A 22,602-nucleotide genomic window follows, 5' to 3' on the forward strand; every position below is an offset into this window, starting at 1 on the left:
GAACACCGTTACTGCTGAGTGAGCACCACTTCCGACACGCTGGAAGCGGTGCTCACTCGAAGACCACTGTGCTCACTCGACCATCAACCGGGTAGCGCGAACTCTCCTGCGTCGGACCAGCGCTGACGCTCGGCTCCGAATGCGACGGACTGCATCGCGCGGAACTCCTCGATCGAGCGCGAGTTCGACGCAAGGAACTCCTGATGCTCGGCCAGCGAGAAGCTGCCGTCCTCGATCTCGACTCCCCCGCCGCGGCCGGCCGCAGTGTCCGCGCGCAGATCCATCAGCTCTTCCGGCTCGACGGGGTACCAGGAGATCCGGTCGAAGAATCGCAGCAACCACGGAGTGCCCTCCTCGAACGGGCCCGACTTCGCGGGGTGACGGTGATTCCACACCTGCGTCGTACGTCCGACGAACTGGTACCCACCTGGGCCTTCCATGCCGTAGATGCAGAGGTAAGCCCCACCGATCCCGACGGCGTTTTCGGGGGTCCAGGTGCGGGCGGGGTTGTACTTGGTCGTGACAAGGCGATGACGTGGGTCGAGCGGCGTCGCGACCGGAGCTCCGAGGTAGACGTCGCCGAGCCCGAGCACCATGTATTCGGCGCCGAAAACGGTGTCGAACACGTCGTTCACGGATTCGAGACCGTTCATCCGGCGGATGAACTCGATATTCCACGGGCACCACGGCGCGTCCGCACGCACTCCGTGCATGTACCGCTGGATCGCTTCGCGCGTAGCCGGGTCGTCCCACGACAGTGGCATCCGCACAGTGCGACTGGGCACAACGAGTTCGTTGGCCGCAGGCAAGGTGTCCTCCGCCTCGGCGAGCATTCCCATCAGTTTGCCGACGGGCAGCACGTCTGGGTCGACGCGGACCTGCAGGCTGCGGATTCCCGGGGTGAGATCGAGTAGTCCGGCCGGCTTCTCGGCTTCGAGTCGCTGATGCAGTGCATGTGCACGCGCACGTAGCGCCAGGTCGAGATTCATGTCGCCGTATTCGACCAACACGTTGTCATCGCCTGAGCGCCGGTACGTGACCGCGGTGTCGCCGTCACGGCGGGCTATGACGCCGTCGTCGCCGTCACCACCGGAGGAATGCACAACCGAATTGGACGCTCGACGCGATACTCCGAGGTCACGGCGGGAGGCTGCCCGTTCGGCGCGGACCGGCACGAAGCGAATCTTGTTCCCGGGAGCCAACTGTCCAAGCTTCCAGCGATCAGCAGACACCACCGTGATCGGGCAGACGAAGCCGCCGAGGCTCGGTCCGTCGGGCCCGAGGAGGATGGGCGTGTCGCCGGTGAAGTCGAGTGCACCGATCGAATACGCGTTGTCGTGGATGTTCGAAGGGTGAAGTCCCGCTTCGCCGCCGGTGGTTCTGGCCCAGTCAGGTTTCGGACCGATCAACCGGACTCCGGTGCGGTCGGAGTTGAAGTGGACCTCGTACTCGGTCGCGTACAGCGTGTCGATGTCGGAGCGGGTGAAGAACTCCGGCGCCCCGTGCGGGCCCTCGGTCACCGCAAGTTCCCAGCACGTGTGTATCGCCGGAACATGCTCGGCGGGAACACCTCCCGCTGCGCCGCTCGCCTGTCCGAGTTTGAGAACGTCCCCCGCCCGCAAAGTCCTACCTTCGTGTCCACCGAACCTGCCCAGGGTGAAGGTCGACGCACTGCCGAGATAGTCGTCGGTCTCGATTCCGCCCTGTACGAGTACGTAGATGCGCAGTCCTGGGCCGCTGAGCGTTCCGACGTCGAGCACCGCTCCAGCGGAGACGAAAACAGGACGCCACTGACCGTGGGCGATGCCGTCGACGGTCACAGACACCGGAGCGCCCGTGACGCACACCGTGGTGTCCTCGTCGAACGTCATCGCAGGTCCGGCCATCGCGCATTCGATGCCGGGTGCGCCTTCGGGATTTCCGAGTGCGGTGTTTCCCAACCGAAACGACAGGTCGTCCATCGGGCCCGACGGTGGGACACCGATCTGCCAGTACCCGACGCGCCCTGGATAGTCCTGAACCGTCGTCAACATTCCGGGACGCACGATGGTCAGTTTTGCGTTCATTCGTCTGCCTCCGGCCGTGTGACGATCATGCGGACGGCCGTCGGATCGAAGCCGTTGCACGGGTTGTTGATCTGCGGGCAGTTGGACACGAGGACGAGCGCGTCGCGTTCGGCACGCAACGCGAGCCGCTTGCCTGGCGCAGACAGTCCGTCGACGATTCCGAGTGTGCCGTCGGGGTCGACCGGGACGTTCATGAAGAAATTGATGTTGGACACCAGGTCCCGCTTGCCGAGCCCCCATTTTGCGCCCTCGACGAGGAAGTTCTCGACGCACGCGTGCTGGTGCTTGGTGTGGTGGCCGTATCGCAGGGTGTTCGATTCCTGTGAGCACGCGCCGCCGACGGTGTCGTGGTTTCCGACCTCGTCCGCGATCAGGGTCATGAGCGGAGTTCCGTCGTCACTGCGGAGCACGGATCCTGTGGTCAGAAACAGATTCTGCTGCGCTGTGACCGTCGCTGCTGCCGAGTACCGAACGCTGTGATCGTCACTGGCATAGACGAGTGTGTCGACGGCTTGATTTCCGTGCAGATCGACGATGGTCAGGACGTCGCCGGCGCGGACAACTGCGGACCACGGCCCGAACGCTTCAGCAATCTCGTCGAGGATCACCGTTCCGGGAACGAGGGCGGGGACATCCAGGGTGGTGGTCATGCGATCTCCTCCAGGTTCGAAGCCGTCCAGGCGTCTTCGGTATTGAGCACTGCGCGTTGGTATTCCGGCCCGAGATCGTCAAGGCTGCCGAGTTCGTCGGCCGCGTTCCACGCGAGCACTTCGAGGGACGTGGTGGGAAACTCCAGCGCCGGATCGAGTGGGTGCGCGGTGTTGGCGATCATCACGATGACCGGCAGGTGGATCAGAAGGTCGACCGTTGCGCCGGCGCCGGCGGAACCCGTACTGGTGAGAGCGCCGTCGGCCTCGACGCGGACACCATGGAAGAAGGACAACGGTGGCGCTATGTCCTGCGGCCCGAGTCCGTTCTTCGCGGCAGCGACGGTGAACAGTTCACGACCGGCGGGTGAGGCACTGTGCAGCGAACCCTGCCCGTACTTCGCCTCGTTGGTAGCGCGTGACGTCGTTCCACAGAACGCGTCGTGGTGCCCCGACGTGTCGGCGACCACCGTCGCGAGTACTCGCCCCTGATCGGAGAGCAACGGGTGCCCGACACCGAGATAGGCCTGCCATGGCACCTTTACGGTATCGGCGACGTTGAGACGCTCCCAGGGGGCGTCGGCGCGGTAGAGCAAGATGTTTGCACAGGCGCTGCCGACGATGTCGCAAAGTCGTAATCGGGTTCCACGGGCGAGAACCTTGGTCGTGTATCGCCCACCCGGCACTGTTTCAGCCCAGGTCAGACGTTCGGGAGCGACGTCCTCGGGCGGGTTCGGCCAGCGGGTGGCCGGCAACACCGGCATGGAATCGGTGATCGTTCCGGCTTGAGAACGGGCATGCTCACGCGCTCCGGCGGTGGTCTGAGTACTCATGGTCAGGCTCCGATCGTGACGGGATTCGGGGTGGCGCGGCCACGTGGGAAGCAAGCGACTCCCAGCCCCACGACCAGCGCTACCGTGATGGGCGCGGCCCACTGCAGAATGGGGTACTCCCCCGTAGGGTTGAAGATCTCGGCTCGTGGCCAGGACAGGTTGATCACCATCAGCGCGCCGTACACAACCGCGGCGATGTTGACCGGAACTCCCCAGATGCCCAGGGAGAAAAGCTTTTTGCCTTCGGCGTCGAACTTGGGGCCGACTGCCGTGCGAGGCCATCCCTTGAGACGCTGAACCAGCAGCGGCACGGTCACCATGAGGTAGGCCAAGTAGATCAAGATGATGCATACGCTGGACAGGGTTGCGAAAATTGCCGAGTTGCCCACGTTGACGGCCAGGACGGCAATGCAGACCAGACCGATGAGGACGGACGGCGCGATAGGTGTTCCGGTGCGGGGGTTGACCTTTGCCAGTACCTGCGAGGCAGGCAGCCGCCCGTCGCGGGCCATGGAGAACATCAGCCGTGAAGCAGCAGTCTGAATGGCCAAGGTGCACACGAACACTGCGATCGAGACGTCGATCAACAAGACCGTGCCCCACGGCGAACTCAGAATAGAGGTCAGTACGTACGGCAAACCTTCCGTGGCCAGGCGTCCGTCGGTCAGTGAGGGCGCTGCCATCAACGCGCCGAGGATCATCAAGCCGCCGCCGAGCGCGGAAGCGGAGAGTGCAAGGCGGATCGTACGAGGTGCGACGCGTCGGGGGTTGCGGGTCTCCTCGGCCAGTTCGCCTGCCGAACCGAAGCCGACCATGACGTAGGCAGCCATCAGTCCGGACATGATCCACGCCCAGGCGTATCCGGGCTGACCGCCGGCACTGCCGGTGTCGAGGACGACGTCCGGTCCGCGCTGAGCGTGGGTGAAGAACATCCCGATCACCGCGATGACACCGACGATTTCGCAGGTCACGCCTATGTTGTTGATACGCGACATCCAGTTGACGCCGATGCAGTTGATGAAGGTGGTCAGAACCAGAAGTACCGATCCGAGCAGCACCGCATTGGCAGCGCCGCTCGAGGAGGTGAGTGCACTGTCCTCACCGATGATCTGGAACCCGCTCCACACATTCGGGAGCACGACCTGCAAGGCGATCGCGGCGGCCGACGCGGTGACGATCTGAGCGAGAATCATGAACCAACCCGCGAACCAGCCGACGATTTCGCCACCCATCCGCCGCGACCACTGGTAGATGGCACCCGAAATCGGATATCTGGCAGCAAGTTCCGCGAAGTTGAGGGCCACCATGAACTGACCGATGAAGACGACAGGCCAGGTCCAGAAGAACGCCGGACCCGCGAAACCGAAACCGAGGCCGAACAATTGGAAGATCGTGGTCAGGATGGAAACGAAGGAGAAGCCCGCGGCGAACGACGCGAACTTTCCCAGCGATCGATGCAGCTGCTGCTCGTAGCCGAACTCCGCGAGGTCACCGTCGTCGTGAGGCGAAGAGGCGAGTGCGGATGCGGTGGTGGGCTGCGCAGCCGGGGTGGTTGCACTCAACGGCGTACTCCTTCGGCGAAGCGATTCAGAGGCGAATAACTGTCGATTGATAGTTTTCGCGAAATCCACTCGCCGCAGGTGACGCCCGCGTATACGATTCGCCTGATTCTGTAACAGGCTCGTTGAGTACGTTTCGAGCACGTGACCGAATGCTCACAGCGACGGCCACCCCGCATGTAAGGCCAGAGCCTGCCACTATGGAAGGCGTGACCAACGCCGGCCCCGGACGACCCCGCCTGACCGCTCGCCGACGCCCGGGTGGGACTGCCCGGGCGGAGATCTTGGATGCAGCCGCTGAACTGTTCACCACCCGAGGCTTCGCCGCGACGTCGACACGCCACATCGCCGAAGCAGTCGGAATGCGTCAGGCGTCGCTGTACAACCATTTCGCCACCAAGGACGACATCCTGGTTGCACTGCTCGCCGACACCGTGACTCCGGCGCTGGACTTCGCGGAGAATCTCAGGCCACTCGGCACCTCACCCGAGGTGAAGCTGTACGCGCTTTCGTACATCGACGCGGCCCAACTGATCACCGGACGGTGGAACCTCGGCGTCCTCTATCTCTTACCGGAACTGAGAAGCGACAGGTTCATGTCGTTCCGAGCCGATCGCGATCGGCTTCGCGAGCAATACCGGGCCCTCGCCCAGGCAGTGCTCGACGCGATTGACGATCCAGCATCAACTCACCTGGCCGAGCTTCCGTTTCGCCTGGTGGAAAGCGTGATCAGCGCGCGAGCCGACGCACTCGAAGGCACCCCGATCCCCGACTCCGCCGTCATCGCCGGGTCGGCACTGCACATTCTGGGGTGGCGCCAGGATCTTGATCCCATCCACACGGAAGCAGCAGAGCTCATTGCGAACGCAGAAACGTCGAAATTGTCCGGGGCTGCATCAGCTCCGGACAATTTCGACGCAATGAGGACCTAAACGGCCACGAGACTAGACCGAGAGGGACTGTCCCGGGAAGATCAGGTTGATGTTCGGGACCTGGCTGGCGAGGTTCTCGAGCGAGATGCCGTGTGCAGCAGCGATCTTCGACAGGGTGTCGCCTGCCTTGACCACGTAGTTGCCGCTTCCGGTGCTTGCTGCCGGAGCCGACTCGACGGAAGCCTCAGCGGTGACGGGGGCTGCTGCGGCCTCGTAGTTGCCTGCGGTGGTGCCGGTGGTCAGGTACTGACCGCAGACGGGCCATGCGCCGACGCCCTGGCCTGCGAGAACGTTCTCGGCGACACGGATCTGCTCAGACTGGCTGGCGTTGGCAGCGTTGCCCGATCCACCGAACGCGTTCCAGGTGCTCTGCGTGAACTGCAGTCCGCCGTAGAAGCCGTTTCCGGTGTTGGCGGCCCAGTTACCGGAGGACTCGCAGTTTGCGACTCCGGACCAATCGTGGCCGGCTGCCGAAGCGGTGCCGGTGCTCATGGCGAGCGGGATTGCGACGACTGCGCCTGCGGTTGCAACTGCGCCGAGGGCGCGCTTGAAGGTGATGCTGGTCATTGGGAAAATCCTCTCCGCTACCGCGGACGAGGTCGGCCCGGACGCTTTCACGTCTCGTCGATCGACTCGCCTGTTTCACTCCTGCCCCGCGAAGGTTTCGGGAGTACCGGACCCGCGGGGCAGAAGCACGCAGTTGCGGGTCGGTGTTTGCCCGGTAGTTTCGGGCTGTCAACGACCGTAGGCGATGGTCACGGATTGGTCACGGGGCAGTTTTCCAGCACTGCCGTACCAGATTCAGTCGAGATTCAAGAAATAACCACAGGTCAACTAGTTGATTCGAGCTTCAACCATACCGATCGTTATCCGTCCGTTATGTGGCAACCGTCACTGCGATTTTGTGACCCACCGCACCGAAACAGGCCGTGTCGGAACGCAAAACAGCCCCATTCAGATGTTAAGAGCGTCCTGGCAACGAGCAAAAACCAACCGCCCCAATCATTATGGAGAATGAACTGGTGATCGTCGCAGTAGAAGGACCCAGCGCCGCCGGCAAGACCACCTGGTGCCGAACCCAACTCGGTGGAGAATCCGCCGCGGAAGGATTCGTCGCCGAGTATCAGCCCACCGGGGTCGAGCCGGACGGCACGGATCTCGACGTCCAGGCAAGTTACTGGGCAACGGTCAATTCGGAGCGATGGTCGCAAGCGGAAGAACTCGAATCGAGAACCGGGATCGCGCTCTGCGACAGCGACCCGCTGAAACTGCACTACAGCTGGTGTCTCGCCGCGGTGGGCGCCGCACCTCGGGAGCGATTCGAGTACGAGCTCGAGGCAGTCGAGACGGCTTTTACGCGCCTCGAACTGGGTCTCGCGGATCTGACCGTCATCTCGATACCGTCACCGAAGCAACTTCGGCTGCAGCGCGAAGGAGACCCCAGCCGACGACGACGGCATTTCGAGCTTCACGCGGCGCTCGCCGAGCCGCTCACCCACTGGTACTCGGCGGTGGACAGGGTGGATCCAGGTCGCGTTCTGTGGGGCTTCCCGACACTGCTCGATCTTTCGCGCTGTCCCCCACCTCGATCGGATCGCAGCGATCCGGGCCTCCTGCGCGCGATGATCAACGAGTTGCCGCCACTCCCCAGATAGCAAGCGGCTACTCGATCTCAGCGCGCTCGTTCGACCCTGGCCTCGTCCCACACCGGAGACTCGCTCTCGTACACGTTCCCGTCCGATCCGAAGACGAGGAACCTGTCGAACCCGCGCGCGAACCAACGATCGTGGGTTACCGAGATGACGGTGCCGGCAAACTGTGCGATGCCCTGTTCGAGCGCGTCAGCCGAATGAAGGTCGAGGTTGTCGGTCGGCTCGTCGAGCAGCAACATCGTGGCGCCGGAAAGCTCGAGGAGCAGAATCTGCAGGCGCGCCTGCTGTCCGCCGGACAGGTCGTCGTACTTCTGTTCGGCTGCTTGGGACAATCCGTAACGGTCGAGCGCGCGGCTCGCCGCTTCACGCCCCATTCCGTTTCGGTGTTCGTCGCCCATGTGCAGGATCTCGAGCAGCGTGTTCCCGGTCAGATCAGGCCTGGAATGGGTCTGCGCAAACAATCCGGGACGTACCCGGGCACCCAGCGTCGCAGTACCCCCGTGCTCGACCGGGGCGATGTCGAGCGCCTCGACGGGCAGATGCTCGGTCCCCGGATCGGTCCCACCACCCGCCAAGAGACGAAGGAAATGTGACTTCCCGGATCCATTGGAGCCCAGCACGGCAACCCGATCTCCGTACCAGATCTCGGTGTCGAAAGGCTTCATCAATCCGGTCAGCTCGAGATCCTGACATACCAACGCGCGCTTGGCGGTTCGCCCGCCCGCCAGCCGAACTGTCACCTTCTGCTGAAGTGGAATCGCTTCGGGTGGCCCTGCCTCCTCGAACTTCGCCAACCTGGTTTGCGAGGCGTGATACCGCGCAGCGACGCCGTCGTTGAACTTGGCCTTTTCACGCAATCGCAGAACCAGGGCACGCAGTTTCGCGTGCTCCTCGTCCCAGCGTCGACGCAGTTCTTCGAATCGAGCGTTGCGATCCTCGCGGGCCTGGTGGTAGCTGGCCAGCCCAGCGCCGTGGGTCCACGACGTTGCGCCGCTGATTCCGGGCTCGAGCGTCACGATGTGGGTGGCCGCGTTGGCGATCAGTTCGCGGTCGTGGCTGACGAACAAAACCACTTTCGACGATTCCGAGATCGTCTTTTCCAGCCATCGCTTGCCCGGAACATCGAGGTAGTTGTCCGGCTCGTCCAGCAGGAGTGCGTCGTCGGGCCCAGCGAACAGTGCTTCGAGAACCAACCGTTTCTGCTCGCCACCGCTGAGCGAGTTGGCCGCGCGCCACTTCGCACGGTCATAAGGAACACCGAGAGCCGCGGTTGTGACCTTGTCCCAGAAGTCTTCGGTCTCGTAGCCGCCCACATCGGCCCAATCGGCCAGCGCATGCGAATACTTCATTTGAGTTGATTCCTCGTCGCGCTCGATCATCGCGTTTTCTGCCGTATCGAGCGCCAGTGCTGCATCCCGGATCCGCGCCGGAGAGACGGACAACAGAAGATCGCGCACGGTGGACTCGTCGCGAACCTGGCCGACGAATTGCCGCATCACGCCCAGTGTTCCGGATCGAGTGACGGCTCCCTCGTCGGCGACGGCGTCTCCGGCGACAATCCGAAGCAATGTCGTCTTACCAGTCCCGTTGGGCCCGATCAGTGCAGTTTTTGCACCGTTTCCGACCCGAAAGCTGACACCGCTGAGCAGTTGTCGACCATCAGGAAGGAAGTAGTCGACGTCGGCGATGTTGAGGTGGGTCACGCTCTCAAGGGAACCCTACCCGCGGCGATCTGCCAAACCATTATTCCTGCCTTCGGTGTCGAGTTCACGACCGTCATGGGATCGTCCGACCGCATCGAGCGCGGCCAGATATCCGAAAACCATTGCGGGACCGATAGTTGCACCTGGACCGGCATAGGTATGACCCATGACCGGCGAGCTGGTATTACCTGCTGCGTAGAGCCCGTCGATGACCGAAGCGTCGGCGCGCAACGCTCGCGCGCGAGCGTCCGTGTTGATGCCGCCTTTGGTCCCCAGGTCTCCGGGCACCATCTTCGCGGCATAGAACGGACCCTTCGTGAGTTCTCCGAGGCTGGGGTTGGGCTTGTTGGTGCAGTCGCCGTAGTAGTGGTCGTATCTGCTTGTCCCACGGCCGAAGTCGCGATCGACTCCGTCGCGCGCGTGACTGTTGAATCGTGTGATGGTCGCGGACAGCGCATCGCCCGGCACTCCGATCTCGGCAGCGAGTTCGGCAATCGATCCAGCTCGCACGATCGCACCCGATTCGATCCACGACCGAGGTATCGGCCTGCGCGCCGGCACTCCCGCGAACAGGTAACGGTCACGGTACGTCTGATCGAAGATCAGCCAAGCCGGGATGTTTTCAGCGGGTCCTTCACCTCGGCCGTACTTTCCGCCGAACATGGCGTGCGCGGCTTCGACGTAGGGAAGCGACTCGTTCATGAAGCGCTGACCGCTGGCGTTGACCATCAGGCTTCGAGGCAACGAGCGTTCCGCCAAGGCGAACCACGGGCCTTTGGGCAGCGGAATCGACGGGGCCCACCACGCGTCGTCCATGTACGAAGTTGCCGCGTCGACGCGTAGAGCTGCACGGATACCGTCTCCGGTATTGGTCGGTGCCCCGAGAGTCCACTGCGCACTACTCGGCCGGCGCTGGTACTCGCCTCGCATGTCGTCGTTGTTGTCGAACCCGCCGCACGCGAGGATTACACCGCATCGAGCGTGCATGGTTCTCCGCACTCCCCCGGACTCGAGTCGCGCACCCACGACACGATCATTGTCGGTAACCAAATCCACAAGCCTCGTTCCGAGCTCGACCGTCACTCCGGCGTCCCGAACTCCGAGCATCAGTTCCGCCATGAGCGCCGGCCCGAGCCCGATCAGCTTCTTCTTCCGAGCCTTCGCGACCAGGGATCTCGTTCCCACCCGAAGCATTCGCACCGGCCCCCGCCAATGCCGAACCCCCGTGCTCAGCCAACGGTAATCAGATTGTTGGACAACCATGTTGAGCGGCACCTTCATGTACGGCGGATGAAGGGTCGCGAGATCGTCGCCCAGAGCTCGCGCGTCGAACGGGCGCGGCTCGCACGAGCGGCCGCTTGCAAGTCCGCCGGGTGCCTCAGGAAAGTAGTCGGAGTAACCCTTCACCCATTCGAGCTCGAGTGCAGAGTGCCGAATCAGGAAATCGAGGGCTTCCGGGCCTCGATCGATATACGTGTCGATACGGTCGGTGTCTGCATCCTCACCGACAATGCTCTTCAGATATGTTCGCGCAGAGTCGATATCATCCGCCGGCGCCTCGCGGCGAAGTACCGAGTTTCCCGGAATCCACACTCCGCCCCCGGACCGGGACGACGAACCGCCCCAGTACTCCGACTTCTCCACGAGAATTGTCGAGAGTCCGTTGCGGGCTGCAGTGATGGCTGCGGACATGCCGGCAGCCCCCGATCCCACAACGATCACATCCACCACTGGCACATCCACTACCGAGAGTTCGGAGTTTCGAGAGTTCTCGTTCATAACTGGTCACGACCTTTCGTGTCATCGTCATCCTGCGTGCGCCACCGGGATCCCTGAACCGCGTCGAGTGCCCCCTCGACGCACACGGGAAGTGATGCCCCACGCTTCTGGGGGTTACGTATCCATTGCCGATAGCCGAACTCCGCCGCCGCCAACATCAAGTGAACGAGTAGTCCTGGTCGGCTGTCATTTTCAGGATCGAGTTGCATTCGTTGTGCCACCAACTCCACCAACCGATCACGATGCTCGGGCGCGATCAGCGCGACTCGATCCATCAGGTGCGGCGCGGTGCGGAACGCTGCTCGCCACTGATCGATCTCCGCGGACTCGAAAGCATTGGAACGCTCGAGGATTGCCCGCGAGATCGCAAGATCAGCCGACTCAGCTGCCGGGCGATCCTCGAGCAGTGTCACGATCCCGGCACCGCCCTGCCTGACCGGGTCCAACAGCAGATCCTCTTTGTTACGAACGTGCCGGAAGTACGTACTCGCCGACACCCCCGCTGCTGCCGCAATCTGCTCGGTGGTCACATCCTCGAAACCGTCACGCGCGAACAGATCGAATGCCGCACGTTGAATGTCTGCTCGCACCTGCAACCGTTGTCTCTCCCGTAGTGACATCAGCAACGTCCTCCCGCCTCGGCCGAGATCCGGCCATTCTCGATAATGCGAGTCTCACCTATTGTGACAGTCACTGTCAATATCCAATACTCTGTCAGATATCTGCAGACCCCGGCATTTCGTTGACAGGGCATTCGATGCCACGACAAGCTTCGAAGATGAAACGATGGTTCGCGGCGGGCTTCGGAACGGCGATCGTCTCGCGATCACTTCTGCGCAAAGCACTCATCTTCAAGTTCCGACGCGACGTACGTGCACTCAATTCCGGCAACTACCGGCCGCTGTTGAATTCCTATTACCACCACGCGGTGCTCAGATTCGCCGAGGGTGATCATCGGTGGGCAGGAGTGCATGCCGGACGGGACCAAATCGAGACGTTTCTCCAGGAATTTGTCGACGCGGGGCTTCAAGGCGCGGTCACCGAAGCGTATTTCGGTGGTCCGCTCTGGCGCATGACACTGCTCGTCCGATTCGACGACCGAGCCCTAGGCCCGGACGGCGCCGTCATCTATCAAAATCGAACAGTGCTTCTCGTTCGAACCAAGTGGGGAAGAATCGTCGAGCAGGAGGACTACTACGAGGACACCGCCAGAATCGGTGACTTCGACAGACGGCTCCGCGAAATCGAAGCCGGACGAGCTTGTGGCACAGTCGCGGAATGACGGACATCAGGATTGACCGCCACCGGAAACTATCAGCATTCCTGTCTTCCCGGAACGATGTCGAACTGGCCCGACTGGTCGACACCGCTCGAGTCTCGAGCGTAGGCGTGGGCGGCGCCGCAGGACTCGTCGGTGTCTGCGAGAACGGGTTCGACAGCGTTCAGGTATTCACCAAACGCATCCCACTGACCGAACAGGAACTCGCCGACGTGGGCTCTACTTCCAACCATTTCGACTTGCCGACGTTCTGCCAGTACGGCATTGGGGGCCCGAGCTTCAACGCCTGGCGAGAGCTGGCCGCGAACGTCATGGTCACCGAGGCCGTTCTGGCCGGCGAAACACAGTCGTTCCCAATGCTTTACCACTGGCGGGTGCTGCCCGGTCGATCGCCGGTTGCACCCGAACACGCCGACATCGCTTCCGTTCCCACCGCCTGCGCCAGTAGTGAAGCGCGGGTCCGCCTCGAAGCACTCGCCACTGCGCCGTGCAGCCTCGTACTGTTCTGCGAGTACATCGCACACCCGATCTCGGATTGGCTGCAAGACAACCCAGCCGCCAAAGCTGCCGAAGTCGAGCGACAGTTTTCGGAGATCGTGGCGTTCTTACGCGATCGACAGTTGCTGCACATGGACGGACATTTCGGCAACATGCGCACCGATATGGAGCGGATCTATCTCACCGACTTCGGACTGGCCACATCCCCACACTTCGACCTGTCGACTACCGAACATGACTTCGTCCGGCGCCATGCCACCCATGACGCCGACTACGCCGCCATGCTTCTGGTCAACTGGCTGGTCACCGAGGTCTGCGGAGTGCCGAGGCCGACGAGCGGCGGACAGGTCGCCCGCAACGAGTACGTACGCCGGTGCGCCACAGGTCATGTCCCAGGTGATGTGGCACCGGAGGTGGCCGCGATCTTGACCCGGCACGCGCCCGCCGCTGCGAGAATGAACGACTTCTACTGGCGATTGTTCGACGGCGACTTCGACGCGCCCTACCCTCATGCCGCGGCAGTTCCGACTTCCGGTCGAGGACAGGGTTTTCCCTGAACTTCCGTCTCCACATCTCAGGGTCCATCTCATCCTCCGGACCGATGTGCTGGTCAGCGCCGTAAGGCACAGTTCTCCTCATGATTGAACTGAGGGGATTGACCAAGGTTTACGGACCGACGAAAGCGGTGGACGATTTGTCGTTCACGGTCAAGCCGGGCATCGTGACGGGCTTTCTGGGCCCCAACGGTGCCGGTAAGTCGACGACGATGCGGATGATTCTGGGTTTGGATCAGCCGACGTCGGGTGCGGCGTTGATCGACGGCAAGCCGTACCGGGAGTTGAAGACGCCGTTGCGGACGGTGGGCGCGTTGTTGGATGCGAAGTGGGTGCACCCGAACCGCAGTGCGCGGGCGCATCTGCAGTGGATGGCTGCTTCGAACGGGATCCCGAAGTCCCGCGTGGACGAGGTGCTCGGGTTGGTCGGGTTGTCCGAGGTGGCGGGCAAGAAGGCCGGCGGGTTCTCGTTGGGTATGTCGCAGCGTCTCGGGTTGGCGGGTGCGTTGTTGGGTGATCCGAAGGTGTTGTTGTTCGACGAGCCGGTCAACGGGCTCGATCCGGAGGGCATCGTCTGGATTCGTAAGTTCATGCAGCGGTTGGCGGCCGAGGGTCGCACGGTGCTGGTGTCGAGTCACCTTCTCTCGGAGATGGCGTTGACGGCGGAGCAGTTGGTGGTGATCGGCCGGGGTCGGTTGATCTCGGATTCGACGGTCGCGGAGTTCGTGGATCGCTCGTCGGAGTCGACGGTGCGCGTGCGCAGCCCACAATTGGACGCTCTCCATGCCGCATTGACTGCCCACGGACTGACTGTCCGCGAGGAGCATTCAGGATCGGAGGCGGTGTTGGTGGTCGTGGATTCGACGACTGACGTGATCGGCGGTCTGGCTGGTTCGCAGGGAATCGTGTTGCACGAGTTGGCGTCTGTGCAGGGTTCGCTCGAGGATGCGTTCATGAAGTTGACCGGAGACGATGTCCAGTACCACGCATCCGGTATCGATCCGGGTGCCGGAGCCCACCACACAAACACACAGCACGCTATGGGAGGTGCACTGTAATGGCTGTTCTCAGTGCTGAACGTATCAAGATCACCACGACCAAGTCGCCGCTGTGGTGCACGATCACAATCATCGTCCTAGGATTGGGCGTCGCCTGGATGATCGGGCGTTCGTCGAGTTCGAGCATCCAGGCGTACAACGACGAAGCCGCATCAGGAACTCCTGATTTCGAGAAGTTCCTCCCCACGTTCAATGAAGCGGGACTGGGAGTTTCCGGCTTCGGCGTCATGGTCCTGATGATCATGGCGGCCCTCGCGATTACCAGCGAATACCGCTTCGGCATCATCCGCACCACCTTCCAGGCCATCCCGAGCCGGGCTTCGGTCCTGATCGCCAAAGCCTGCCTGATCGGCGCCTTCGGCGCGGCGCTGTCCTTCGTTCTCATGCTCGGCGCGGTATTCATCACCAAAGCTGCTGCAGGCTCTGAAGGTTCCACCAATCTGGCACTCGACAACGCCGATGCCTGGCGCGCCGTCTACGGCGTACCGATCTTCGCCTTCCTCTGCGTTGTCCTTGCCATCGCCGTCGGAGCACTCCTGCGGCAATCTGCCGGCGCTATTGCATTGCTCCTGCTCTGGCCGCTGCTCATTGAGAGCCTGTTCGGCATGTTCGGATCCTTCGGTAGGAACGTCACACCGTTCCTCCCGTTCGCCAACGCCGACCACTTCCTCTCTTCGGGTTCGAGCACCAATTTCCATTGGGGCCCTTGGGGAAGCCTGTTCTACTTCGCAGCATTTGTGCTGGTGGTTTTCGGAATCAGCATCGCCGTCGTCAGCAAGCGCGACGCCTGACCTAACACCAAGACTGGCCGTACCGGAGATGTTCCGGTGCGGCCAGTTTCTTGTTGCCACAACCGCGGTTCACAGAACTTAGGATAGGCTCACTTCTATCTGATTCGGCAACGAACTGAGGCAACGGACAGCGATGCAGACTCTGACAACCCAGACTATTTCCACTCCGGGCACCGAAATGCGTGTGTGGCGCACGCCGGCGCTCGATCGGAAATGCATCGTCTTCCTGCATGGCGCCGGAGTTGATCATCGAATGTTCGACGACCAGGTCGCGGAACTCGCGGGCGCCTATTCCCTGGTGCTGCCCGACCTACGCGGTCAAGGGCTGTCGATTCTCGAGGAAGGCCACCGCGCCACTCTCGACACTGTGATCGACGACGTGAAGGTCATGCTCGACTCGCTCGGAATCGATCGCGCAAGCATCGTCGGACACTCGTTCGGCGGAAACATCGCGCAGGAGTTCACCCATCGTCATGCGGATCGAGTAGACAAGCTCGTCATGATCGGCAGCCCTGGCCAGCACCGGGAAATGAGTGGAGCCGCTGCCTCGGCGATCAAAATCGGCACGCATTTGTATCGACGGATTCCGTGGGGTCCCTTTGCCTTTTACAGTGGCCGGTGGTCGAGTCGAAATCCCGCAACTCGCAGATACGTTGCAGACTGCATGCTGGCCGCCGGACGGCAGACCTGGCTGGATCTGGGAACAAGCGGGTTCGCGTCACTCTGCCCGGTGGATACGGCACCCCGAAAGGAGACCCTCCTGATGCGGGGAGAGGTCGACATGCCGCGCCAACTCGATCGAATCTACGACGCCCTGAGCGATCAACTACCGGACCTGACTCGCCGGGTGGTGATCACCGGCGTCGGACATCAATGCACACAGGACAATCCGGAAGAGGTCAACCGCGCGCTGGTCGAGTTCTTGGCAGACTGACCTCACGTGTCAGCGTTCCAGGTGCGCGGCAAGCTCTTTCATCCAATCGAGGAATGCCGGCGGGCCGTCGAACTGGACGCCGTCGACAGCAGCCACTTCCGGTGCAATGTCATCGCCCTTGACCACCAACGCTTCTCCACCCGAGGCAAGGACAGCAGCAAAGGCAGGTAGGTCACCACGGTCGTCGCCCGCGTACGCGACGACGTCGACGCCTGCGGTGGCGATCGCGCGAAGGAGGCCTGTCCCCTTGTCCTCCTCAACGGGTGGACGCAATTCTTCGACCAACTTGCCGGGCTCACGCCGCAACCCGGTCCGGCTCGCGATTTCTGTCGTCGCTGCTTCCACCAGGCGCTGCGCGACCGCTCGATCCGCGGCCCGACGCCAATGCACAGCCACCGCAAGGCCTTTGCTCTCGACGTGGATGCCAGGAACTGACTGAGAGTCGAACAGGCGACGCAGTTCGGCTTCTGCTTCGGCGACGGCATCACTGAACGCAGCGACGGCCGGAAGCACTTCGATTCCGTTCTCCGTCCAGGTCTCGACGCCGTAGGAACCCATGAGAACAACCGAATCCAGACTCAGTCGTTCTCGCAAGAACGACGCCGGCCGTCCCGAGAGCAAGCCCACCACGCCGAAGTGCCTCGACAAAGTCGCGAGCACCTCCTCGGCACCGGGCAGGAGCGCACTGGCCGACGGATCGTCGACGATAGGTGCAAGCACACCGTCGAAATCCATCACCAGTCCACAGCGAGCTGGATCGGACGTGAGTCGGAGGATGACGTCCGAAGCGGTTCGCATGGTTCGAGTGTGCCAAATCGATCGCACCCGCAATACCAACACCGGATCAGAATGTAATCTCTGCCACTTCGTCCAGGTTGTCCGGAAAGCGCAGGGTGAGCCGTGTCCACTCCCCTCCGGCGCCGATTCCGTCCGTTACAGTTCTCACGACGCTTACCAACTGGGGGGGTAACGATGAGCGAATTGACTGTCGTCACTGACGACATCCGAAGGTACGGCTCGACGTCGGCCGAAGCTGCAGGACACATCGCGCAGGCCGCCGCCGTCGATCTGGGCGCCAACATCGCGGCAGTCGCACCAGCCGTCGGTCCTGTCGGCATCGAGTTTCTCGAGGCATTCGCGCGCGCCCAGGCAACTCACACCAAAGATGTTGCAGCACTGGCGACCTTCTACGCCGGCAACGCAGCAACGGCGAGTGCAGCCGCTCAGGCCTACGACACCACAGATCTTTCAACCGCGTCAGATCTGGCCGGCATCGCTGGATCGACGGACGTGACCGCGTGAACAGCGATCGCGTCGACACCGATCGCATGAACACCGAAGACGACTCGACGACGGTCCTCGAATTCCTTCAAGGTGGTGCTCCGGCCCCGGCATTGCCGAACAACACGGTCGAATCGATGCTCGCCGGCATACCGGTTCCGGCATTACCCGGAATCGAAGATCTGTTCGCGCCGTTGATCGAACTCGGGAAGAGCCTCGGCACCGGCACTTTTGCCGGCATCGATCCCGTCGGCATCTTCAACCAGGCGTCCACTCTCATCGACCAAGCCATGGGACTGTCCCAAAGCGCGGTCGCCGAGGTGGGCCAGACCTGGAACAGCACCGGCAGCGAAGCCGCGACCGAACTGTCGCGATCCGCCCAGAACAGCGGCGCAGAATTGAGCGAACGCGGAACCGCGATATCGAAAACCGCTGCTGCCGCCGCGGAATCGGTGCAGCGAGGCAACGCGAATCTCGCGGCGATCGCGCAGTCCTTCGCGACCACGGTTGCAGCTGCTGCACCGATCGCGTGGACACCACCAGGACAGGCGATGCTGATTGCCTCCGCAGCCGAACACATGCAGGCAGCCGTCGCGGCGGTGACACAGACTCGCGGGGAAATGCTCGGGCACACCGCTGCCATGAACGCCCTTGCCGGGTCGATCCCCGTGCCGACTCCACCGATCGGTGAGGCTCTCGCCAACCTTGCCACTCCGGAGGCGCTCGCCGACGCCGCCCGTCAGATCGCCCAACCTCTGGCGGCATCAGCCGCGTCGGCATCGCCGCTGTCTGGATCGCAGCTGTCTGGATCGACCGATGCCGGCGACGCACCGTTATCCGCGCACTCAGGAACCGATGCCGTTCGGACCTCGGCAGCGCAGGCAGGCGCCGGACTTCCGACCGGCGTCGACAAGCTGTGGGGCGCAGGCAATTCGTCGACGTCACTCGCAGCCGGCGGGTCGCCGTCGCCCAGTGCGACAGCGAGCTCCGGCGGAGCATGGGTGGGTGGAAGCGGCACTACCGGTGGAACGATGAGAGGCGCAGCGGGAGTTGCTGCAGTTCAACCGGTTCAGGTAGCAACGCCCGGCCTGGGTGCACCATCTTCGGCGGTCGGCAGTAGCGGCATATCGCCGGGCGGCATGATGGGCGGCGGTCCTCGCGGAACGCGGGACGACGAGTCGTCACGCACGACTCCGGGGTATCTCGTCAGCGCCGGTGACGAAAACTCGATGGTCGACGATCTACCGATGGTGTCACCGCCCGTGCTCGGTGCCGAGAATCCCGATCAGTACCTGTTCCGAGATCTCTGATCGGGACTCCCCGGCCGGGGCGGCATTACAACCTCAAACGAAGCCCAACTCCCGTACCGCCGCACGCTCCTGCTCCAATTCGCTGACGGACAGGTCAATCCGTTCGCGTGAGAAGTCGTCGATCGCGAGATCCGGAACGATAGCGAATTCACCATCGGCACAGGTCACCGGGAAGGACGAGATCAATCCTTCGGGCACCCCGTAGGAACCGTCCGAACAGACGGCCATGGATACCCAGTCGTCCTCGGCCGTTCCGATCACCCAGTCACGGACGTGGTCGATCGACGCGCTGGCCGCACTTGCCGCAGAGGACGATCCACGCGCAGCAATGATGGCGGTGCCTCGTACCTGCACAGTCGGGATGAAATCGTTCTCCACCCAGTCTCGGTCGTTGATCACCGCGAGCGCAGGCTCACCCGCGACGGTCGCGTGGGACAGGTCCGGGTACTGCGTCGCCGAATGGTTTCCCCAGACGGACACCTTGCGCACCGACGACGCACGAACGCCGGTCTTCTTCACCACCTGCGCAATCGCTCGGTTGTGGTCGAGGCGCGTCAGTGCACTGAACCGAGTATCGGGTACATCCGGCGCGTTGTTCATCGCGATGAGAGCGTTGGTGTTGGCCGGGTTTCCGACGACCAGCACCTTGACGTCCGAGGCTGCGTTGTTGTTGATCGCCTTCCCATGCGCTGTGAAAATAGCGCCGTTCGCGCTCAGCAAGTCGGCGCGCTCCATCCCCTTGCTCCGCGGACGTGCACCGACCAGCATCCCGACGTTCGCGCCGGAGAAGGCGACATCGGGATCGTCGGTGATGTCGATGGAGCTCAGCAAGGGAAATGCGCCGTCTTCGAGCTCCATCGCGACGCCTTCGGCAGCGGACACGGCGGCGGGAATCTCGAGCAGTCGAAGTTTGATCGGTACGTCAGCGCCGAGCATCTCCCCCGCAGCTATGCGGAAAAGCATGCCGTAGGCGATCTGACCCGACGCTCCGGTCACCGTGACGGTTACGGGCGCAATACTCATTGCCGACTCCTCACCTGCCGTTTTCACGACTGTCCGTTCTACAACGCTGTAAGAACGGTTTCCACGCTAGTCGAGTAATCCGGCCACTTCGTGGTCTGTCAGTGTGGTTCTCGGCACTCGTCCCTCCGCCGTCACGAGTTCGACGGCGCGGTAGAGCGGACGCTCGGCCAGTCCGGCGCCGCGGGCTTCGGCACGCAACTGTTCGATCAGCACCGAGGACAACGCGGCAGCCGGTACCAACTCACTGGCCGCCAGGGCGTCGGCGAGCTTGCGGAGTGCAAGGATCTCCAATTCGCGCCCGCCCCCTGCCGTGTAGAGCGCGAGCGGTATTCGCACGGTGGACCGACCGTCACCGAGTGTCAGGCTGACCTCGCTGATCCGGCCGGATCGCACCGTCAACGCCGCCGTGAGCACCTCGGCCACGTCGACGTCGTTGGTGCGAAAACCAGCTTGTGCTCGAATCCTGTTGCCATACAAGGTGATATGCCGGCGCAGCGTCATCAGAATCGCCAGTGACGTCGGAACCGCGATGACGGCACCGACGATCACTCCGACCGTCATCGTCGAGAACACACTGACGATCAACCCGACGACCACACCGAAGACCACCACAACAACGGCGAACTTCTTCAGCCGCGGCGCGATCAACGCCACGGGAACCAGATCGAGCGAAACCGGTTCAGCCTCAGTGCTCAACGAGATCCCCGAGCTTGTCGACAACTTGGTCGAGCGGCACCGTCTCCTGCTCACCTGTCGCCAATTGTTTGACAACGACAACGCCCTCTTCGAGCTCGCGCTCGCCGAGAACCAAAGCGACTGCGGCGCCCGAGCGATCGGCCGCTTTCATCGAACCCTTGACGCCACGATTTCCGTACGCCAGGTCGACGCGAATCCCATTGGCACGCAACTGGTGTGCGATCTTCACCAGTGCCGCCTTCGCCTCGGCTCCCATCGGTACACAGAAGACGTCGACACGTGCCGGTGGCGCAACCGACTTACCCTCGGCCTCGAGCGCGAGAACCGTGCGGTCGACGCCGATTCCGAACCCGATCCCCGAGAGCGGCTGTCCGCCCAGCTGTTCCATCAGTCCGTCGTAACGACCACCACCACCGATTCCGGACTGCGCGCCCAGTCCGTCGTGCACGAATTCGAAGGTCGTCTTGGTGTAGTAGTCGAGGCCGCGGACCATGCGCGGGTTGACGACGTAGGGAACTCCCAAGGCGTCGAGGTGCGCTAGTACCTCGTCGAAGTGCGCCTTGCAGCTCTCCGAGAGGTGATCGAGCATGAGCGGTGCGCCGGCCGTCATCTCGCGTACATCTGGGCGCTTGTCGTCGAGCACCCGAAGCGGGTTGATCTCGGCGCGTCGACGCGTGTCTTCGTCGAGCGGGAGTGCAAAGAGAAACTCCTGCAGCAGTTCGCGGTACTGCGGTCGGCAGGTGTCATCGCCGAGAGAGGTGATTTCGAGGCGGAAGCCGTCGAGCCCCAACGACCGGAATCCGGCGTCGGCGATCGCGATGACCTCAGCGTCGAGCGCGGGGTCGTCGATCCCGATGGCTTCGACTCCGACCTGCTGCAACTGGCGGTAGCGGCCGGCCTGCGGGCGCTCGTAGCGGAAGAACGGGCCCGCGTAGCTGACCTTGACCGGCAACTGTCCACGATCGAGGCTGTGCTCGATGACGGCACGCATGACACCGGCGGTTCCCTCGGGACGCAACGTCACCGAACGGTCACCGCGATCGGCGAAGGTGTACATCTCTTTGCTGACGACGTCGGTCGACTCACCGACACCGCGCGCGAACAGGCCGGTGTCCTCGAAGATCGGCAATTCGATGTGGCCGTACCCGGCCAACCTGGCGGCGCGCGTCAAACCGTCACGAACGGCGACGAATTCGGCTGACTGCGGCGGAACGTAGTCCGGAATTCCCTTGGGTGCAGAGAAGGTGCTGGCTTTACTCACGAGAGGTACTTTTCCTTATTTCTGTGCGCTGAGTCCAACGAGAAACGGGTTCGAGCTTCGCTCGGCGCCGATCGAACTGTTGCCACCGTGCCCGGGCAGGACCACGGTCTCGTCACCGAGTACCAGTAGCTTGCGGGCGATCGAAGCGAGCAACTGCTCGTGATTTCCGCCTGGCAGGTCGCTGCGCCCGATGGAACCCTGGAACAGGGTGTCACCGGTGAACGCCAAGTCCACGGGCCCGCTCTCGGTGTTCGCCTGGGTGCGGAACACCACCGATCCCTGCGTGTGCCCGGGTGTGTGGTCCACCACGAACGTCATTCCGGCCTCGGTGATCTTGTCTCCGTCGCTCAGTTCGATCACCTCGTCCGGCTCCACGAACGTCATGCCCTGAATGAATTCCTTCATCGTCGGGCCGATCCCTCGTGCCGGATCGCTGAGCATGTAGCGATCATCGGGATGGATGTAGGCGGGCACGGAGTACCGCTCACAGACCTCGCGGGCCGACCACACGTGATCGAGGTGACCGTGGGTCAGAAGTACTGCATTGACCGACATGTCCTTGGAGTCGAGATATTCGAAGAGCGGCTCGGCTGCATCCTGACCCGGATCGACGACTACGCATTCGCACGCGTCGTCCTGAGCGAGTATGTAGCAGTTGGTTTGGAACATCCCGGCCGGAAAACCAGTGACGAGCACGGGGGCAACTCCTCTTCGAAGGGGGGAAACGAACAACACGCTGTCGGTTA

The 22,602-nt window shown here is 62.8% G+C and carries 22 protein-coding genes; 9 read left to right on the top strand and 13 right to left on the bottom strand.

Annotated features, from left to right (window positions below; genetic code table 11):
- Nucleotides 1-83: 83 nt before the first annotated feature.
- From AC2ETI_RS01585 to AC2ETI_RS01600, 4 genes are read right to left on the bottom strand one after another with little or no spacing between them, the layout of a single operon-like run.
- Nucleotides 84-2,066: a 5-oxoprolinase/urea amidolyase family protein gene (locus AC2ETI_RS01585; RefSeq protein WP_483633476.1), complete on the bottom strand. Its 1,983-nt coding sequence runs from the start codon at nucleotides 2,064-2,066 to the stop codon at nucleotides 84-86.
- Nucleotides 2,063-2,716: an urea amidolyase associated protein UAAP2 gene (locus tag AC2ETI_RS01590; protein WP_269577242.1), complete on the bottom strand. Its 654-nt coding sequence runs from the start codon at nucleotides 2,714-2,716 to the stop codon at nucleotides 2,063-2,065. Before AC2ETI_RS01590 ends, AC2ETI_RS01585 begins: the two co-directional genes overlap by 4 nt.
- Nucleotides 2,713-3,546: an urea amidolyase associated protein UAAP1 gene (locus AC2ETI_RS01595; protein WP_141487319.1), complete on the bottom strand. Its 834-nt coding sequence runs from the start codon at nucleotides 3,544-3,546 to the stop codon at nucleotides 2,713-2,715. The genes AC2ETI_RS01590 and AC2ETI_RS01595 overlap by 4 nt, the downstream gene beginning before the upstream one ends.
- Nucleotides 3,547-3,548: 2 nt before the next feature.
- A complete protein-coding gene (locus AC2ETI_RS01600; RefSeq protein ID WP_020907661.1) occupies nucleotides 3,549-5,108 on the bottom strand; it encodes an amino acid permease in 1,560 nt (519 codons plus the stop codon).
- Nucleotides 5,109-5,305: 197 nt separating this feature from the next.
- Here AC2ETI_RS01600 and AC2ETI_RS01605 point away from each other — a divergent pair, with 197 nt between their 5' ends.
- Nucleotides 5,306-6,037 carry a TetR/AcrR family transcriptional regulator gene (locus AC2ETI_RS01605; RefSeq protein WP_113683597.1) on the top strand — a complete coding sequence of 244 codons (732 nt, stop codon included), beginning with the start codon at nucleotides 5,306-5,308 and terminating at the stop codon, nucleotides 6,035-6,037.
- A gap of 12 nt (nucleotides 6,038-6,049) precedes the next feature.
- Here the strand turns inward: AC2ETI_RS01605 and AC2ETI_RS01610 are convergent, their stop codons facing one another.
- A complete protein-coding gene (locus AC2ETI_RS01610; protein WP_019748325.1) occupies nucleotides 6,050-6,604 on the bottom strand; it encodes a LysM peptidoglycan-binding domain-containing protein in 555 nt (184 codons plus the stop codon).
- Between the two features lie 440 nt (nucleotides 6,605-7,044).
- Here AC2ETI_RS01610 and AC2ETI_RS01615 point away from each other — a divergent pair, with 440 nt between their 5' ends.
- Entirely contained in the window at nucleotides 7,045-7,692 is a 648-nt protein-coding gene (locus tag AC2ETI_RS01615) for a hypothetical protein (RefSeq protein WP_446836804.1), read from the top strand.
- A 17-nt stretch (nucleotides 7,693-7,709) separates the two neighbouring features.
- On the opposite strand, the gene AC2ETI_RS01620 is transcribed toward AC2ETI_RS01615, so the two are convergent.
- Genes AC2ETI_RS01620 through AC2ETI_RS01630 form a run of 3 tightly spaced genes read right to left on the bottom strand, consistent with a single transcriptional unit; the run spans nucleotide 7,710 to nucleotide 11,791 of the window.
- Nucleotides 7,710-9,392, bottom strand: a complete 1,683-nt coding sequence (locus AC2ETI_RS01620) for an ATP-binding cassette domain-containing protein (protein WP_020969548.1) — start codon at nucleotides 9,390-9,392, stop codon at nucleotides 7,710-7,712.
- A 15-nt stretch (nucleotides 9,393-9,407) separates the two neighbouring features.
- Nucleotides 9,408-11,171, bottom strand: a complete 1,764-nt coding sequence (kstD, locus tag AC2ETI_RS01625) for a 3-oxosteroid 1-dehydrogenase (RefSeq protein WP_483633477.1) — start codon at nucleotides 11,169-11,171, stop codon at nucleotides 9,408-9,410.
- The gene (locus AC2ETI_RS01630) at nucleotides 11,168-11,791 is read right to left on the bottom strand and encodes a TetR/AcrR family transcriptional regulator (RefSeq protein WP_483633478.1); all 624 of its coding nucleotides are present in this window, start codon (nucleotides 11,789-11,791) and stop codon (nucleotides 11,168-11,170) included. The genes kstD and AC2ETI_RS01630 overlap by 4 nt, the downstream gene beginning before the upstream one ends.
- Nucleotides 11,792-11,949: 158 nt before the next feature.
- Here AC2ETI_RS01630 and AC2ETI_RS01635 point away from each other — a divergent pair, with 158 nt between their 5' ends.
- The 5 genes from AC2ETI_RS01635 (at nucleotide 11,950) to AC2ETI_RS01655 (ending at nucleotide 16,285) form a co-directional block, all read left to right on the top strand.
- The gene (locus tag AC2ETI_RS01635) at nucleotides 11,950-12,453 is read left to right on the top strand and encodes a hypothetical protein (protein WP_483633479.1); all 504 of its coding nucleotides are present in this window, start codon (nucleotides 11,950-11,952) and stop codon (nucleotides 12,451-12,453) included.
- Complete coding sequence (locus tag AC2ETI_RS01640; RefSeq protein WP_483633480.1) at nucleotides 12,450-13,505, top strand: BUD32 family EKC/KEOPS complex subunit; 1,056 nt, start codon at nucleotides 12,450-12,452, stop codon at nucleotides 13,503-13,505. Before AC2ETI_RS01635 ends, AC2ETI_RS01640 begins: the two co-directional genes overlap by 4 nt.
- Nucleotides 13,506-13,585: 80 nt before the next feature.
- Nucleotides 13,586-14,560: an ABC transporter ATP-binding protein gene (locus AC2ETI_RS01645; RefSeq protein WP_046378519.1), complete on the top strand. Its 975-nt coding sequence runs from the start codon at nucleotides 13,586-13,588 to the stop codon at nucleotides 14,558-14,560.
- Nucleotides 14,560-15,351: an ABC-2 transporter permease gene (locus tag AC2ETI_RS01650; RefSeq protein ID WP_483633481.1), complete on the top strand. Its 792-nt coding sequence runs from the start codon at nucleotides 14,560-14,562 to the stop codon at nucleotides 15,349-15,351. The genes AC2ETI_RS01645 and AC2ETI_RS01650 overlap by 1 nt, the downstream gene beginning before the upstream one ends.
- 133 nt (nucleotides 15,352-15,484) lie before the next feature.
- Nucleotides 15,485-16,285 carry an alpha/beta fold hydrolase gene (locus tag AC2ETI_RS01655; RefSeq protein WP_099698673.1) on the top strand — a complete coding sequence of 267 codons (801 nt, stop codon included), beginning with the start codon at nucleotides 15,485-15,487 and terminating at the stop codon, nucleotides 16,283-16,285.
- A gap of 9 nt (nucleotides 16,286-16,294) precedes the next feature.
- On the opposite strand, the gene otsB is transcribed toward AC2ETI_RS01655, so the two are convergent.
- The gene (gene otsB / locus AC2ETI_RS01660) at nucleotides 16,295-17,083 is read right to left on the bottom strand and encodes a trehalose-phosphatase (RefSeq protein ID WP_019748315.1); all 789 of its coding nucleotides are present in this window, start codon (nucleotides 17,081-17,083) and stop codon (nucleotides 16,295-16,297) included.
- A gap of 174 nt (nucleotides 17,084-17,257) precedes the next feature.
- Between otsB and AC2ETI_RS01665 the strand changes: the two genes are divergently transcribed.
- Both AC2ETI_RS01665 and AC2ETI_RS01670 read left to right on the top strand, forming a co-directional pair.
- Nucleotides 17,258-17,587 carry a type VII secretion target gene (locus AC2ETI_RS01665; RefSeq protein WP_182261921.1) on the top strand — a complete coding sequence of 110 codons (330 nt, stop codon included), beginning with the start codon at nucleotides 17,258-17,260 and terminating at the stop codon, nucleotides 17,585-17,587.
- Nucleotides 17,584-18,876, top strand: a complete 1,293-nt coding sequence (locus tag AC2ETI_RS01670; protein ID WP_483633482.1) for a hypothetical protein — start codon at nucleotides 17,584-17,586, stop codon at nucleotides 18,874-18,876. Before AC2ETI_RS01665 ends, AC2ETI_RS01670 begins: the two co-directional genes overlap by 4 nt.
- Nucleotides 18,877-18,909: 33 nt before the next feature.
- On the opposite strand, the gene AC2ETI_RS01675 is transcribed toward AC2ETI_RS01670, so the two are convergent.
- From AC2ETI_RS01675 to AC2ETI_RS01690, 4 genes are all read right to left on the bottom strand, one after another.
- Complete coding sequence (locus AC2ETI_RS01675; RefSeq protein WP_019748312.1) at nucleotides 18,910-19,899, bottom strand: malate dehydrogenase; 990 nt, start codon at nucleotides 19,897-19,899, stop codon at nucleotides 18,910-18,912.
- Nucleotides 19,900-19,965: 66 nt separating this feature from the next.
- On the bottom strand, nucleotides 19,966-20,595 hold the full coding sequence (locus AC2ETI_RS01680) for a hypothetical protein (RefSeq protein ID WP_047888379.1): 630 nt from the start codon (nucleotides 20,593-20,595) through the stop codon (nucleotides 19,966-19,968).
- Nucleotides 20,585-21,856, bottom strand: coding sequence for a histidine--tRNA ligase (gene hisS / locus AC2ETI_RS01685; RefSeq protein WP_019748310.1), 1,272 nt, complete (start codon nucleotides 21,854-21,856; stop codon nucleotides 20,585-20,587). The genes AC2ETI_RS01680 and hisS overlap by 11 nt, the downstream gene beginning before the upstream one ends.
- Before the next feature lie 15 nt (nucleotides 21,857-21,871).
- Complete coding sequence (locus tag AC2ETI_RS01690; protein ID WP_269577250.1) at nucleotides 21,872-22,552, bottom strand: MBL fold metallo-hydrolase; 681 nt, start codon at nucleotides 22,550-22,552, stop codon at nucleotides 21,872-21,874.
- Nucleotides 22,553-22,602 lie beyond the last annotated feature (50 nt).

Source organism: Rhodococcus sp. MurmanLake-1 (assembly GCF_056945715.1).

Bases quoted from the DNA above. Each gene is read 5' to 3' on its own strand.
- AC2ETI_RS01585 (WP_483633476.1), bottom strand. From the start codon at position 2,066: ATGAACGCAAAACTGACCATCGTGCGTCCCGGAATGTTGACGACGGTT.
- AC2ETI_RS01590 (WP_269577242.1), bottom strand. From the start codon at position 2,716: ATGACCACCACCCTGGATGTCCCCGCCCTCGTTCCCGGAACGGTGATC.
- AC2ETI_RS01595 (WP_141487319.1), bottom strand. From the start codon at position 3,546: ATGAGTACTCAGACCACCGCCGGAGCGCGTGAGCATGCCCGTTCTCAA.
- AC2ETI_RS01605 (WP_113683597.1), top strand. From the start codon at position 5,306: ATGGAAGGCGTGACCAACGCCGGCCCCGGACGACCCCGCCTGACCGCT.
- AC2ETI_RS01610 (WP_019748325.1), bottom strand. From the start codon at position 6,604: ATGACCAGCATCACCTTCAAGCGCGCCCTCGGCGCAGTTGCAACCGCA.
- AC2ETI_RS01615 (WP_446836804.1), top strand. From the start codon at position 7,045: ATGGAGAATGAACTGGTGATCGTCGCAGTAGAAGGACCCAGCGCCGCC.
- kstD (WP_483633477.1), bottom strand. From the start codon at position 11,171: ATGAACGAGAACTCTCGAAACTCCGAACTCTCGGTAGTGGATGTGCCA.
- AC2ETI_RS01630 (WP_483633478.1), bottom strand. From the start codon at position 11,791: ATGTCACTACGGGAGAGACAACGGTTGCAGGTGCGAGCAGACATTCAA.
- AC2ETI_RS01635 (WP_483633479.1), top strand. From the start codon at position 11,950: ATGAAACGATGGTTCGCGGCGGGCTTCGGAACGGCGATCGTCTCGCGA.
- AC2ETI_RS01640 (WP_483633480.1), top strand. From the start codon at position 12,450: ATGACGGACATCAGGATTGACCGCCACCGGAAACTATCAGCATTCCTG.
- AC2ETI_RS01645 (WP_046378519.1), top strand. From the start codon at position 13,586: ATGATTGAACTGAGGGGATTGACCAAGGTTTACGGACCGACGAAAGCG.
- AC2ETI_RS01650 (WP_483633481.1), top strand. From the start codon at position 14,560: ATGGCTGTTCTCAGTGCTGAACGTATCAAGATCACCACGACCAAGTCG.
- AC2ETI_RS01655 (WP_099698673.1), top strand. From the start codon at position 15,485: ATGCAGACTCTGACAACCCAGACTATTTCCACTCCGGGCACCGAAATG.
- otsB (WP_019748315.1), bottom strand. From the start codon at position 17,083: ATGCGAACCGCTTCGGACGTCATCCTCCGACTCACGTCCGATCCAGCT.
- AC2ETI_RS01665 (WP_182261921.1), top strand. From the start codon at position 17,258: ATGAGCGAATTGACTGTCGTCACTGACGACATCCGAAGGTACGGCTCG.
- AC2ETI_RS01675 (WP_019748312.1), bottom strand. From the start codon at position 19,899: ATGAGTATTGCGCCCGTAACCGTCACGGTGACCGGAGCGTCGGGTCAG.